Here is a 13,376-nt window from a genome sequence, read left to right on the forward strand (position 1 = left end):
TCACCCGCGCAGGGTGGCGCCGCCGTCCACGTACAGATCACTCATGGCCACGTGGCCGGCCTGCTCGGACAGCAGGAACATCACCGACTGGGCGATGTCGTCCGGGGTGGCGAGCTTGCGCAGCGGAATACCTGCCTTGTAGGTCTCCAGGTTGCCCGCGATCACCCGCTCGGCGCCCTGCGCGTCTTCCCACATGCCGGTCTGCATGGGGGTGAGCGTGGAACCGGGAGCGACGATGTTGCAGCGGATGCCCAGCGGCGCCAGCTCCAGCCCCAGGCAACGGGTGAACATGGTCGCCGCTGCCTTCGATGCGGCATAGGCGGCCATGCCATGCCGCGGCACACCGGCCGCGTTCGAGCTGACCGTCACCAGCGCACCCTGCCGACGCGGTGACATCACCCGCGCCACCGCGCGGCTGACATGGAACACGCCTTCAGCATTGACCGCGAACACGCGGCGCCAATCGGCATCGGTGGTCTGCACCACCTCGCCCACATGCAGCACGCCAGCCACGTTGGCCACCAGCGCAATCGGGCCGATGCGCGCTTCCACCTGGTCCACCAGCGCATCCACTGCACCGCTGTCGGTCACGTCCAGTGCAAAGGCGTGTACCCCACGTGCCTGCGCCACGGGCGCGGCAAGATCGGTGGCCACCACCGTGCAACCAGCCGACGCCAGCAGTTCGACCAGCGCCGCGCCGATCCCTCCACCGGCGCCGCTCACCAGCGCCACGCGGCCTTCAAACCCGGTCAACTGCATGTTGCGATCTCCTGTTGTTCATCCCAGTGCTGCAGGCGTGCCGACAGCCACGGCGCCAGCTGCGCGACCGCGTCGCGGCCGGTCAGTTCGGCGTGCAGGAACGGCAGTTCCAGCGCCTGTACGTCCAGCGCGTGCGCCTGCCACAGCGCCGATTGCAACTGCGGCCGGGCCACGTGGTCGCGCCCAGCCCGCACATGCACCAGCGTGCCTACGTACGGGCGGTGGTGGTGGGACCGAATCAATCGATTGGTGCCGGTCACCGCGCGCACCACGCCTTCCAGCACTACATCCGGCAGGCTGCCCAGCGCGCTGCCGCCCTGGCGCAGGAAGGCCAGGATGGCCTCGCGGCTGTCCAGTTCCGGGTGCGCGTCGGGATCATGCCCGGCAATGGCCAGCAACGCCCGCAGCGCGGCAATCGGGTCGGGCTCGGGTTCGGCCCGCCAGCACTCAGCGGGATAGGCATCCAGCAGCACCAGTTCGCCCACCTCGCGCCCGATGTCGTGCAGGCGTACGGCCATGGCCTGGGCCAGGATGCCACCCACCGACCAGCCCAGCAGATGCACGGGGCCGCGCGGCTGCAGGGCTACCACGCGCTGCACGTAGTCGTTGGCCATGGCATCGATGCTGCCCGGCAGCGGCTGCGCGGGGTCGAGCGCAGGCGACTGCAGGCCATACACGGGGCGCGCCGGCTGCAGTGCGCGCGCCAGCGTGCGGTAATTCCAGGCGATGCCGCCGGCCGGGTGCAGCACGAACAGCGGTGCAGCCGTGGCTTCGCCCTCCGGCGCTGCCAGTGCGATCACCGGCCCCAGGGCATGGTCGGCATTGGCCGGCGGTTCGGCCAGCCGCGTGGCCAGCGCGGCCACCGTGGGTTGGGCGAACAGCGCACCCAGGCCCAGCTCGCAGCGCCAGCGCTGTTCGATGGCCAGCAACAGATGCACCGCCGACAACGAGTCGCCGCCCAGGCTGAAGAAATCCGCGTCCACCGGCACCGGCGCATCGCGCCCCAGTGCCTGCGCGAACAGCTGCGCCAGTTCCTGTTCCAGCGGCGTGCGCGGCGCCAGGCCGGCAGCCACCACCTGCGCAGGCGCAGGCAACGCTGCGCGGTCCAGCTTGCCATTGGCGGTGACCGGCCACTGTTCCACCCCCACGAACAGCGAGGGCACCATGTAGTCGGGCACGCGCGCGGCCAGATGGCTGCGCAGCGCGGCCGCATCGTCCAGGCCTGCAGGCACATAGGCCACCAACCGCGGCTCGGCCGGCGCATCGTGGCGCAGCAGCACTTCCACCCGCTGCATGCCGGGCAGTTCGCGCAGCGCCGCCTCGATCTCGCCCAGTTCGATGCGCAGCCCGCGCAGCTTCACCTGGTGGTCGCTGCGGCCGAGGTATTCGACCGCGCCGTCCGGGCGCCAGCGCGCCACGTCGCCGGTGCGGTAGATGCGCTCGCCGGGCAGGAAGGGATCGGCCAGGAAGCGGTCGGCGGTCAGGTCGTCGCGGCCCAGATAGCCGCGTGCCAGTTGCACGCCGCCCAGGTACAGATCGCCCGGCACCCCCACCGGCTGCGGCCGCAGCGCGGCATCGAGCACGTACAGGCGCGTGTTCCAGACCGGGAAGCCGATCGGCACCGGGCGCGACGCATCGTCCGCCGATGCAGGCCAATAGCTCACATCCACCGCGGCTTCGGTCGGTCCGTACAGATTGTGCAGCTGTGCCTGCACGCGCGCATGGAAGCGGTCGCGCAGCGAGGCATCCAACGCTTCGCCACTGGTGAACACGCGGCGCAGGTGCAGGCCCTGCGCATCCGGCACGGCCAGGAACGCATCGAGCATGGACGGCACGAAATGCGCGGTGGTGATGCCGTGCGCACGGATCAGCCGCGCCAGCGTGACAGGATCGCGGTGCGCCTGCGGCGGGGCCAGCACCAGGGTCGCCCCGCACAGCAGCGGCAGGAAGAATTCCCAGACCGACACATCGAAGGTGGCCGGTGTCTTCTGCAGCACACGGTCATCGGCGCTGAAGCCGTAGTGCTCGCGCATCCACAGCAGGCGGTTGACGATGGCGCGGTGCTCGATGACCACGCCCTTGGGCTCGCCGGTGGAGCCGGAGGTGTAGATCACATAGGCCGCATCGTGCGCGTCGGGCGCCGGCCATGGCGCGGCGAAGCTGACATCGGTCCACTGCGTGGGTGCCAGTACCGGCACACCCGCCAGGCGCGGCGCGGTGTCCGCTTCGCCCAACACGCACAGCGGCTTGGCCCAACCCAGGACGCGCGCCAGGCGCTCATCAGGATGGTCCAGATCCAGCGGCAGGTAGGCGGCGCCTGCGCGCAGCACGGCCACCAGCGCGATCACCAGTTCCAGCGAACGCGGCAAGGCCACGGCCACCCGCGTGCCCGGGCCGGCGCCCAGCGCGCGCAACTGCGCGGCCAACGCGAAGCTGCGCGCTTCCAGGGTGGCGTGGTCCAGCGTCTGCGCGCCCAGCACCAGCGCAGGCGCCTGCGGGTCGCGATCCATGCCCTGGCGCAGCAGCTCGGCCAGGGTGGTGTGTGGCAGCGGGTGGTCGGTTGCGTTGAAGCCGTGCAGCACCTGCTGCGCTTCTTCGGGCGTGGCCAGTGGCACATCGCCGATGTCGTCGGCCTGCAGGGCCGCCGACACGAAATGCAGCAGGCGCTGCGCATGCGCCCGCAGATCCTGCTCGCCGTACAGCGCGGGATTGGCTTCGATCTCAAGATCCAGCATCTGCTGGCCATCGCCACGGAAGCCCAGGGTCAGGTCGTCCACCGGGCCGGTGCACAACACCTCCAGAGTGGCCTGCACACCGGGCATCGCCAGCGGGCGGTAGAACGGCTGCACGTTCACCAGCGGCCCATGCAGGCGCTGCTGCGCCCCCACCAGACCCAGGTCGCGGCGCAGCTGTTCACCCCGGTAACGGCCGTGTTTGCGGCCCTGGCTGAGCTGACGGCCCAGCGCGCGACAGTGCGATTCCACGCTGCCTTCGGCGGCGGCAACGCGCAGCGGCAGCACGTTCATCACCATCGCCGGCACGCGTGCCGAGGCGTTGCCCAGCCGGCCCATGTAGGGAATGCCCAGCACCACTTCGTCGGCCGCGCCCATGCGCCGCAGATACTCGGCGGTAAGCGCAGTCAGCACATCCGGCCACGGCTGCAGCCAAGCCGCCGCGGTCTGCATCAGGCGCTCACGGAAGCTGCTGTCCAGCGGCTGCACCCAGCGCAGCGCATCGTCGCTGGCCGCGGCGGTGCCCGCCAGGCCCACGCCCGCCGGCGCCCCCTGCAGCTGCGCATGCCACCACTGCCGGGCCAGGTCACGCCGTGCATCGGCACGGTACGCGGCATCGTCGGCCAACACGGCATCCAACGCCGGCAGCGCGTCACCGGGCCGCCCGGCGTAGAGCGCGCACACGCGATCGCTGAACAAGGCCATGCCATACCCATCGGTGGCCAGATGGTGCACGCGCAGGTACCAGACCCAGCGCTGCGGGCCCAGCTGGAACAGCACCTGCCTTGCCAGACGGTCGCGGGTGGGATCGACCGCCGTCAGTCGGTCCGCCTGCATCGCCGCGCGCGCGGCCGCGTCCGGATCGGCTGCGCCGGAAACATCGTGGAGTTGCAACGTCGGCACATGTGCCGGACCGTGCCATTGCAGGGGCTCGCCCTGTGCGTGCTGGCCGAAGCGGAGTGCGAACGCCTGCGCCTCGGCCGCCGCCTGGTTGGCCGCGGCCACAAAGGCGGGCACGTCCAGCGCACCGTCCATCCACACCGCATGGGCGGTATTGAAGGCCGGGCTGAGCGGTGCCAGCCGCTGCGCGTACCACAGCCCGGTCTGGGCTTCGGTCAGGGCAACGGCCGTGGCCAGCACTGCCGCGCTCATGCCGCCTGCGCAGCCTGCAGTCGCTGCACCACCGTCCACCACTGGCGCAGCGTGCTGTGTTCGGCCAGCTGCGAGAATTCCAGCGGCAGGCCGGTATTGCCCCAGGCCAGCACCAGGCCGAGCATGCGCATCGAATCCAGGTCCAGATCCATCAGGTTGTCATCGTCACCGATCTCGGCCGGCGTGCAGTCCAGCACCCGCGCCAGGTCGCCGCGCATGCGTTCCAGGGTCAGCGGTTCAGCGCCTACGCTCATCACAGCAGCTCCAGCAGTCGGTCGGTAGTCATCGGCACCCCGCAGGTGCGGGCGATCCAGTACAGCGCCTGGTCGTGGTCGGCACGCGAGAAATCGGCCACGGCATCGGCGGCGATGAAGGCTTCGATATCACGCTGGAAGGCCTCGGCCACGGTCGCCGTGCAGCCGATATGGGCGTAGACGCCGGTGACCAGCAACTGATCGCGGCCGCGTACGCGCATCAGCGTTTCCAGGTTGCTGCGCTGGAACGCGCTGTAGCGGTGCTTGACCAGCACGTGCTCGCCTTCCTGCGGCGCCAACGCGTCGATGATCGCTTCATGCGCTTGCCCGCGCTGCATGCCCGGGCCCCACAGATCGGCCTGCAGGCCACGGTCGCGCCGGTCCTGGTTGCCATGCTGGGCGGTGTAGAACACCGGAATGCCGTGCGCGCGGCAATGCGCCAGCAGCCGCGCGATGTTGGCCACGGCCGGCTGCAGCGGTGCCTGTTCGCCATCGAAGGCGGCCAGGAAGTAGCGCTGCATGTCGTGCACCAGCAGCGCCACGCGGTCGCGCTGGGGCTGCCAGGGGCCGCGTGCAACCGGCAGTTCGCTGGACGTCGGCAGCGCGTAGGGGGTAATGCGGGGCAGCGCCATCAGCGCGTTCCTCCTGTCTGTTGCAGATGACGCGCGCGCAGCTGCGCACGCAGTTCGCGGCGGCTGATCTTGCCGACCGCCGTGGTATCGAAACTGTCCACGAACAGCACCTGGTCGGGCACCTTGAACGCGGCCAGGCCTCGGGTGCGCATCCACGCCTTCAGCGCCGGCGCCTTGATCGGCTCGCCCTGGGCAATGACGAAGGCACAGCTGCGCTCGCCCAGGTACTCATCGGGAATGGAGACCACGGCCGCGTCGAACACCGCCGGGTGCGCCAGCAGATGGTCTTCGATCTCTTCGGCCGAAATCTTCTCGCCAGCGCGGTTGATGTGGTCGCCTGCCCTGCCCTGCACCACCAGGTAGCCGCCAGGCAACTGCTGGACGCGATCGCCGGTGCGATAGAAACCGTCGTCGGTGAAGGCGCGTGCATTGGCCACCGGATCGTTGTGGTAGCCATTGATGGTGTACGGGCCGCGGGTGATCAGGTGGCCGACTTCGCCTTCGGCCACCGGCTGGTCGTGGTCATCGACCACGCGCACTTCGTCGTCGGGACTGATCGGCCGGCCCTGGCAGGCCACGATCAGTTCCAGCGGATCGTCCAGCCGGGTGTAGTTCACCAGCCCTTCGGCCATGCCGAACACCTGCTGCAGCGTGCAACCCAACCCGTCCACCACGCGCCGCGCAGCTTCGGGCACCAGCTTGGCACCGCCCACCTGCAGCACCTGCAGGCTGGAAATGTCCTCGCTGCGACTGGCCGCCGCCTGCGCCCACAGCAAGGCCAGCGGTGGCACCAGGCCGCAGCAGGTCACTTTTTCGCGGGCAATCAGCGGGAATGCGGCGTCAGGCCCGGGGCCCGGGCTCATCACCACGCGCGCACCGGCGTAGAGCGCACCGAAGAAGCCGGGCGAGCTCATCGGGAAATTGTGCGCAGCCGGCAGGGCCACCAGATACACGCTGTCGCGGTCGATGCCGCAGATCTCGTTGCTGGCGCGGAACGAATAGAGGTAATCGTCGTGCGTGCGCGGAATCAGTTTGGACAGGCCAGTGCTGCCACCGGAAATCTGCAGGAAGGCCACCGACTGCGGGTCAGGGTCTGCCGGCAGCGTGCCGCGCTCGCCCTGCAGCGCATCCAGCGCGGTGAACTCGCCTGCCTCCCCATCGATCACCACCTGTTGCACCGCCGGCACCGCCGCCTGCAGGGCCCGCGCCAGTTCGCGGTGATCGAAGCCTTCGTGCAGCGCCGTGGTGACGTAGGCACTGACCTGGGCCTTGGTGGCGAAATGCACCAGTTCGGTGATGCGGTGCGCCGGCAGCGCGTACACCGGAACCAGCCCGGCGCGGAACAGACCACAGGCCACGCTGATGAAGCTGGCGGTGTTGCCCAGCTGCAGCAGCACCCGGTCGCCCGGCTGCAGCCCGAGTGCAAGCAGACCGGCGCCGATGCGCCCAGCTTCATGCCACAGCTGCGCGTAGGTCAGGCGGGTATCCCCGGCAACCACGGCAACATCGTCGGCATAGCGTTCGGCGCGCTCGCGCAGGAAGCCGGGGAAGGTTTCGCCGCGCCAGTAGCCGGCCTGGCGATAGCGCTGCGCGCGCTCGGCCGGCCAGACCTGCTGCAGCGGAACACGGTGGGAAACAGAAGGCGTGGTCATGACAGGATTTCCTGCAGCGGCGCAGGGTCATGGACCCCCAGCGCATTCAACAAGGCGGTGAACTTGGCCGCCGTTTCGGCCACTTCGGCCTGCGGCGAGGATTCGGCGACGATGCCGGCGCCGGCATACAGCCGCAGCTGGCGGCCCTGCAGTCGCGCACAGCGGATCGCAACGTACCAGTCACCATCGCCCTGCGCGTCGAGCCAGCCCACGGCACCGGCGTAGAAGCCGCGCGGCACCGGTTCCAGGGCGCGGATGCGCTGCAGCGCGGCCTGTTGCGGCGTGCCGCACACCGCCGGGGTGGGATGCAGTGCGGCCAGCAGCAACGCCGCCGGCGTGGACGGATCATCCAGTGTGGCGTGGATGCGCGTGCCCAGGTGCCACATGCTGGCGGTGGCATGCAGCACCGGGCGCGGCTGCGCGTCCACCTGGCGGCACCACGGTGACAGCGCGGCCACGATGGCCTCGACCACGTGGCGGTGTTCGTCGTGATCCTTGCGCGAGGCCAGCAGCGCCTGCGCAGCGGCCTGGTCCTGGGCGGGGTCAGCACTGCGTCGTGCCGAACCGGCCAGCGGATGCGACAACACCTGGGCGCCACGCTTGCGTAGCAGCAGCTCCGGCGTTGCGCCCACCAGCCAGGCCGGTGGCTGTGCCGGGTCGACCGGCAGCGGCACCGCGTAGGTCGCCACCGAGGGATCGGCGCCCAGCCGTGCCAGCAGCGCATCCGGCGCCAGCGGCTGCTGCGTCTGCGCCAGCAGGCTGCGAGCCAGCACCACTTTCTGCAACGGGTCATCACTGGCACGCAGGGCCAGCACCGCCTGCGCCACCGCATCGGCATAGGCCTGTGCGGACGGCTCGGCCTGCAGCGCCCCCTGCAGTACCGGCGCGGCCTGTGGCCGCAGCGGCAGCGCCGGCAACAGGCGCTCGGGTTGGTACAAGGCATCGTCGGCGCGCGGCTCGAACGGTACCGCGCCCACCAGCAGCCCCGGGCCACCGCGCTGCTGGCTGAAGAAATCCGCTACGCGGTCGGCCAGCGTGGTCAGTGCGCCGGCAGGGAGCCGCGCACGGCAGCCGCGCGCATGCACCTGCTGGCCCGCCTGCTGCAGCACGAACAGGTCGGCCTGATCGGCGTTGATTGCTGCGTCGGCCAAGGGCGCTTCGTGGTTGCGATCACCCAACACGATCGAATCGTTCATGCGGCCTCCGCGCGACGGTGGGCCAGCGCCAGTGCGCACAGCAGCAGAAGCAGCACGCCCACCATCAGGTACGGCAGGCTGGCGTTGGCGCGGTACAGCAGCGTGCCCAGCATCGGCCCGACCACCATGCCCACGCCCTGCGCGGCGGCCACGGTACCGGCGGCGGCACCCTGCTCGTGCGGTTCCACCGCGTCGGCAGCCAGCGCCTGGAAGGACGGGAATACGAAGCCCATGCCGAAGGCCGCGATGGCGTAGGCCGCCGGCAACTGCCAGGGCTGCTGCACGGCCGCCACCGAGGCGAAGCCCAGGCCGCCGATCAACGCGCCCAGCGCGATCCAGCGCCGCGGATGCACGTCCAGCTTCATCACCAGCACCTGCGCCAGGATCAGGCCGAGGCCCACCGCGGTGAGTGCGATGCCGGCCATGCGCGCGCCGGCGGCGGCGTCCAACGCCAGCCGATCAATCGCAAAGAAGCCGACCGTGACCTGGGCGATGGTGACCGAGATCATGGCCAGCAACGCGGTCAGCTGCGGAAGCCGCACGCGTGCATCCATGCGCGCCAACGGCGTGCGCTTCTGCGCCGCGTTGGCCGCCACCGGCGGCGTGGCCGGCAGGCGCCAGGCCAGCAGCGCCAGCGCCAGCAACGGCAGCAGCGCGGCGGCGTACAGGGCCAGCGGCAGATTGCGGTAGGCCAACCAACCGGCCGCGGCCGGGCCCAGTACCATGCCCAGCGCATTGGCGCTGCCCAGTCGCGCCAGCAACTGCGTGCGCTGGCCCGGTGGTGACTGGTCGGCGATCAGCGCCGCAGCCGTTGGCGGCACCGCCGCATAGAACAGGCCGATCAGGCCGCGCGTGCCAACCAGCACCACCACCGACACCAGCACCGCCGGCACCGACTGCAGCGCGCGGTCGATGAACACCGCCAGGCCGATGTAGACCACCGTATACGCACTCATGGCCAGCAGCAGCACACGCTTGCGACCAATGCGGTCACTCAGCAGGCCCCACGGGCGTGCAGCGAGCATCCACAGCACACCAGCGGCGGTAACCGACAGACCGGCATGCCATTCGGCCAGGCCCAGCAAGCGCACCACCGGGCCGATGACCGCGACGAAGGACATCATCGCCATGGTGCCGATCAGGGCAGCCAACACCAATGCCGGCAGACCGGCGACGACGGGACGTGCATTCATGGAACACCAGCCGTTTCAGGAAAGGAGCGCGGGCGCCTTGCGGGGCCCGTCTGGCGCGACACCGTCAGGCGTGCATCCAGCGCTCAAATGATAACGGCTCGTATTTGCATTTGATACCCATTCACTTGAACGGGACAGCAACGTGCGCTTGCGCAGGCTCAGCCGACGCTACGCGCCGACAACAGGCCCCGGCGGCGGAACCACCATTCCAGCGGCAGCGTGACCAGCGGCGGAATCGCCGCCAGCAGGGCCAGGCCGGTGGCCCACCACGGCCAGCGCAGGCGCAGCGCCGCCAGCAGGCTGACCGCCACGTAGACCAGGAAGGCCCCGCCATGCAGCGGACCAAACACCTTCACCAGCGCCACGGTGTCGGCCGGGCCGTACTTCAGCCACATGCCCAGCAGCAGCCCGGCCCAGGTAAGCGCCTCGATGAAGGCAACGATGGCGAACGCGCGCCCGAACGGGTGCAGGGGGGAACGTTGGGTCACGAAAGGCTCCGGGCCGGGGAATCAAACGCGAATGATACGCAGATGCGAACGCCAGCAGGAACCCGCCATGCCCGGCGGCCGCCCCCTCACAGCCCGACCGACGCGATCTCCTCAAGCACGGCCTGCACCGGGCGCCCGTTATCGACCAGGTTGAACATCACATGCGCCACGCCCTGCGCATGCACGCGCTGCAGATACGCCTGCAGACCGTGGCGGCCCACTTTCATGCCCAATGGCAATGGCGTGGCCGGCGCGTGCGGATCGGCCTGCAGATCCAGCTGCATGGACTGCACGAACGGCTTGGCGGTGCCGGCCTGCGCCAGCGCCTGCTGCCACAGCCCGATGCGGCCTTCCTGTGCGCCTTCTTCGCGATGATAGGTGGCCCAGCCCTCGGCGTCGCGTGCGATCCACTGCAGGCTCTGCCGCGCCGTTCCCACCACCAGCATGGGAATACGCTGCTGCGGCGGCGGCAGTACCGCAAAGCCGCCGGTGGCATCGGCCAGCTCGGCCTGCGCGTGCGCGTCGGGCGACAGCGCCGCGCGCAACACCGACCAGCGCTGGCGGAACGCCGCACCGCGATGGTCCAGGTCTTCGCCGAACGCGGCGAACTCTTCCGGGCGGTCACCCGAACCCAGGCCGAGGATGAAGCGGCCTTCGCTGATCCGGTCCAGGCTGCGCGCGGCCTTGGCCACATGCAGTGGATGCCGCAGCGGCAGCACGATGGCCGCGCTGCCCAGCGCGATGCGTTCGGTGGCGCCAGCCAGCGCCGCCAGCCACAGGAACGGATCGTCCAGTGTACTGGCCGTGGCATCGGGCCCCTGCGGCACCATCAGCGGCACATCGCGCGCCCATAGCGCGGCAAAGCCCAGATCGTCGGCCAGCCGTGCGTGCGCACGTGCGCTGCGCAGGTCGGCCAGACCGTGCGCGGCCAGCGGGGTCATCAGGCCCAGACTGAGGCCCTGCGATGGAAACACCCGCGCATGGGCGGCATTGAAATCGCTCATGCAGGCAGCTTAGCGTGGCAGGCTGACCGCCACGCCACCACAGGAAGAACACTGCATGCACAGGATCCGCCCCGCCCTCGCCCAGGACACCCCGGCGATCAGCGCCGTGTGCATGGCCGCGTTCGAACAGGCGGTGGCGCCCACGCTGGGCGCGCAGGGCGTGGCCACGTTTACCGCAGTGGCCGCGCCCGCCGCCTTCGGCGATCGCCTGCAGGGCGACAACCACATTCTGGTGGCCGAACAGGACGCGCGCATCGTGGGCGTGGTGGAACTGAAGGAGGGCCGCCACCTGGCGATGTTGTTCGTGGCCCCGGCCTGCCAGGGCCAGGGCATCGGCCATGCGCTGCTGCAGGCGGTACTGCCGCACCTGCGCACGCCGCAGATGAGTGTCAGCGCGTCACTGAATGCCGTGCCCACCTACCAGCGCTACGGCTTCGTGCTGGATGGCGAAGTGGCCGAATCGCACGGACTGGTCTACCAGCCGCTGACCCTGGCCGCCCCGCCCCGGCACTGAGCGCGCTGATCAGACGAACATGCCGCCGGACGCTTCCACGCGCTGGCCATTCACCCAGCCGGTGACCGGCGACAGCAGCGCCACCACCACCGGGCCGATGTCATCGGGCAGGCCGGCGCGGCCCAGCGCGGTGATCGACGACACCATGGCATTGGTCTGCGCATCGTCGCGCACGCGGCCGCCGCCGAAGTCGGTCTCGATGGCGCCCGGCGCCAGCGTGTTGGCGCTGATGCCACGCGCGCCCAGTTCGCGTGCCAGATAGCGGGTGAACACTTCAATGCCGCCCTTCATCATGGCGTAGGCGGAACTGCCGGGCAGCGAGAAGCGCGCCAGCCCGCTGGACACGTTGAGGATGCGACCGCCATCGGCGATCAGCGGCAGCAGCGCCTGGGTGAGGAAGTACGGGCCCTTCAGGTGTACGGCCACGGCGTTGTCGAACTGCGCCTCGGTGGTGTCGGCAATCGGCGCGTACAGGCCTTCACCGGCATTGTTCAACAGGCCCTGCAGCGCCGTGGCACCCCAGCCCTGCAGCACGTTCTGCAGTTGCGTGGCGAAGGCGGCGAAGCCGGCGCTGTCGGCCATGTCCAGCGGAAGCGCCGCAGCACGACGGCCCAGCGCCTGGATCTGCTGCACGACCTGTTCGGCCGCGTCGGCCTGCGCGCGGTAGGTAATGACGATATCGGCGCCATCGGCGGCCAGCGCCAAGGCGGCGTTACGGCCCAGGCCGCGGCTGCCGCCGGTAACAAGGACAACACGGGAAGAAGACGTCATGACGGTGCACCTGGTTGCGGAGGAAGTGGGACCAGACTATTGGGATTGCCGGGCGCCATAAATCGCGCGATCCTGATTTGACTGTTCAACCTGGCCAAACAATCCATGGACCGCCTTGATACCCTGCGGGTCTTCCTGCGCGTGGCCGAGCTGGGCTCGTTCACCCGCGCGGCCGACGGCCTGGGCCTGCCCAAGGCCAGTGTTTCCCAGGCCATCCAGCGCCTGGAGGCCGAACTGGGCACCCAGCTTCTGCACCGCACCACCCGCCGCGTTCACCTGACGGCCGACGGCACCCAGCTGCAGCAGCGTGCCCATGATCTGCTGGACGACATGGAAGAACTGCAGGGCTTGTTCCGCCGCCAGACCAGCGAACTGAGCGGGCGCCTGCGGGTGGACATGCCCGGCGGCCTGGCGCGCAACCTGGTGATTCCGCAGCTGCCGGGCTTCCTGGCCCAGCACCCGGCGCTGGAAGTGGAACTGAGCGCGACCGACCGCCGCGTGGATGTGGTGCGCGAAGGCTTCGACTGCGTGCTGCGGGTCGGCAACCTGGACGACAGCAGCCTGGTTGCGCGCCCACTGGGCCACATGCACATCGTCAACGTGGCCAGCCCGGCCTATCTGGCCGCGCGCGGTGTGCCGCGCGAACTGGCCGACCTGGACCAGCATGCGCTGGTGCATTACGTGGGCACGCTGGGCCAGCGCTCGCCGGGGTTTGAATACTTCGATGGCCAGCAGTACCGCAGCTGGCCGATGCGCGGCGCGCTGACGGTGAACAATGCCGACGGCTACAGCGCCGCCGCACTGGCCGGGCTGGGCATCATCCAGGTACCGGAAATGGGCGCCCGCCAGGCGCTGCGCGAGGGCCGGCTGGTACAGGTGCTGCCCGACTGCGTGGCCGAACCGATGCCGGTGAACCTGGTCTATGCGCAGCGCCGCCATCTGCCCCGCCGCGTGCAGGCCTTCATGCACTGGCTGGCCGGCCTGCTGGCCGACGAACTGCAGGCGGCGCGGGCCCCCTGACCCGCATAT

General features: G+C 70.1%; 12 protein-coding genes. 2 read left to right on the forward strand and 10 right to left on the reverse strand.

The features are described from left to right. From C1933_RS10885 to C1933_RS10925, 9 genes are all read right to left on the reverse strand, one after another. Nucleotides 1-759: a 2,3-dihydro-2,3-dihydroxybenzoate dehydrogenase gene (locus C1933_RS10885; protein ID WP_108753271.1), complete on the reverse strand. Its 759-nt coding sequence runs from the start codon at nt 757-759 to the stop codon at nt 1-3. Next, a complete protein-coding gene (locus tag C1933_RS10890; protein WP_108753272.1) occupies nt 750-4,643 on the reverse strand; it encodes a non-ribosomal peptide synthetase in 3,894 nt (1,297 codons plus the stop codon). Before C1933_RS10890 ends, C1933_RS10885 begins: the two co-directional genes overlap by 10 nt. Then, nucleotides 4,640-4,897, reverse strand: coding sequence for a phosphopantetheine-binding protein (locus C1933_RS10895; RefSeq protein WP_108753273.1), 258 nt, complete (start codon nt 4,895-4,897; stop codon nt 4,640-4,642). The genes C1933_RS10890 and C1933_RS10895 overlap by 4 nt, the downstream gene beginning before the upstream one ends. Further along, the gene (locus C1933_RS10900) at nt 4,897-5,529 is read right to left on the reverse strand and encodes an isochorismatase family protein (protein ID WP_108753274.1); all 633 of its coding nucleotides are present in this window, start codon (nt 5,527-5,529) and stop codon (nt 4,897-4,899) included. The genes C1933_RS10895 and C1933_RS10900 overlap by 1 nt, the downstream gene beginning before the upstream one ends. Further along, nucleotides 5,529-7,181 (reverse strand): AMP-binding protein, encoded by a 1,653-nt coding sequence (locus tag C1933_RS10905; protein ID WP_108753275.1) that lies wholly within the window; start codon nt 7,179-7,181, stop codon nt 5,529-5,531. The genes C1933_RS10900 and C1933_RS10905 overlap by 1 nt, the downstream gene beginning before the upstream one ends. Further along, nucleotides 7,178-8,377: an isochorismate synthase gene (locus C1933_RS10910; RefSeq protein WP_108753276.1), complete on the reverse strand. Its 1,200-nt coding sequence runs from the start codon at nt 8,375-8,377 to the stop codon at nt 7,178-7,180. The genes C1933_RS10905 and C1933_RS10910 overlap by 4 nt, the downstream gene beginning before the upstream one ends. After that, nucleotides 8,374-9,570, reverse strand: a complete 1,197-nt coding sequence (locus C1933_RS10915; protein ID WP_108753277.1) for an MFS transporter — start codon at nt 9,568-9,570, stop codon at nt 8,374-8,376. Before C1933_RS10915 ends, C1933_RS10910 begins: the two co-directional genes overlap by 4 nt. Before the next feature lie 158 nt (nt 9,571-9,728). Then, nucleotides 9,729-10,058 (reverse strand): DUF3817 domain-containing protein, encoded by a 330-nt coding sequence (locus tag C1933_RS10920; protein ID WP_199911365.1) that lies wholly within the window; start codon nt 10,056-10,058, stop codon nt 9,729-9,731. Between the two features lie 86 nt (nt 10,059-10,144). Further along, complete coding sequence (locus C1933_RS10925) at nt 10,145-11,062, reverse strand: TIGR03571 family LLM class oxidoreductase (protein WP_108753278.1); 918 nt, start codon at nt 11,060-11,062, stop codon at nt 10,145-10,147. 55 nt (nt 11,063-11,117) lie between these two features. Between C1933_RS10925 and C1933_RS10930 the strand changes: the two genes are divergently transcribed. After that, nucleotides 11,118-11,576, forward strand: a complete 459-nt coding sequence (locus tag C1933_RS10930; RefSeq protein ID WP_108753279.1) for a GNAT family N-acetyltransferase — start codon at nt 11,118-11,120, stop codon at nt 11,574-11,576. A gap of 9 nt (nt 11,577-11,585) precedes the next feature. On the opposite strand, the gene C1933_RS10935 is transcribed toward C1933_RS10930, so the two are convergent. Next, on the reverse strand, nt 11,586-12,347 hold the full coding sequence (locus C1933_RS10935; protein ID WP_108753280.1) for an SDR family oxidoreductase: 762 nt from the start codon (nt 12,345-12,347) through the stop codon (nt 11,586-11,588). Nucleotides 12,348-12,452: 105 nt separating this feature from the next. Here C1933_RS10935 and C1933_RS10940 point away from each other — a divergent pair, with 105 nt between their 5' ends. Next, complete coding sequence (locus C1933_RS10940) at nt 12,453-13,367, forward strand: LysR family transcriptional regulator (RefSeq protein WP_108753281.1); 915 nt, start codon at nt 12,453-12,455, stop codon at nt 13,365-13,367. The last annotated feature ends 9 nt before the right edge of the window (nt 13,368-13,376 follow it).

Origin of the sequence: Stenotrophomonas sp. ZAC14D2_NAIMI4_6, assembly GCF_003086875.1 — a bacterium.
Lineage (GTDB): Bacteria > Pseudomonadota > Gammaproteobacteria > Xanthomonadales > Xanthomonadaceae > Stenotrophomonas.

Coding starts and splice junctions, on each gene's coding strand:
- C1933_RS10895 (WP_108753273.1), bottom strand. CDS start 4,897: ATGAGCGTAGGCGCTGAACCGCTGACCCTGGAACGCATGCGCGGCGAC.
- C1933_RS10915 (WP_108753277.1), bottom strand. CDS start 9,570: ATGAATGCACGTCCCGTCGTCGCCGGTCTGCCGGCATTGGTGTTGGCT.
- C1933_RS10885 (WP_108753271.1), bottom strand. CDS start 759: ATGCAGTTGACCGGGTTTGAAGGCCGCGTGGCGCTGGTGAGCGGCGCC.
- C1933_RS10925 (WP_108753278.1), bottom strand. CDS start 11,062: ATGAGCGATTTCAATGCCGCCCATGCGCGGGTGTTTCCATCGCAGGGC.
- C1933_RS10940 (WP_108753281.1), top strand. CDS start 12,453: ATGGACCGCCTTGATACCCTGCGGGTCTTCCTGCGCGTGGCCGAGCTG.
- C1933_RS10935 (WP_108753280.1), bottom strand. CDS start 12,347: ATGACGTCTTCTTCCCGTGTTGTCCTTGTTACCGGCGGCAGCCGCGGC.
- C1933_RS10890 (WP_108753272.1), bottom strand. CDS start 4,643: ATGAGCGCGGCAGTGCTGGCCACGGCCGTTGCCCTGACCGAAGCCCAG.
- C1933_RS10910 (WP_108753276.1), bottom strand. CDS start 8,377: ATGAACGATTCGATCGTGTTGGGTGATCGCAACCACGAAGCGCCCTTG.
- C1933_RS10900 (WP_108753274.1), bottom strand. CDS start 5,529: ATGGCGCTGCCCCGCATTACCCCCTACGCGCTGCCGACGTCCAGCGAA.
- C1933_RS10930 (WP_108753279.1), top strand. CDS start 11,118: ATGCACAGGATCCGCCCCGCCCTCGCCCAGGACACCCCGGCGATCAGC.
- C1933_RS10905 (WP_108753275.1), bottom strand. CDS start 7,181: ATGACCACGCCTTCTGTTTCCCACCGTGTTCCGCTGCAGCAGGTCTGG.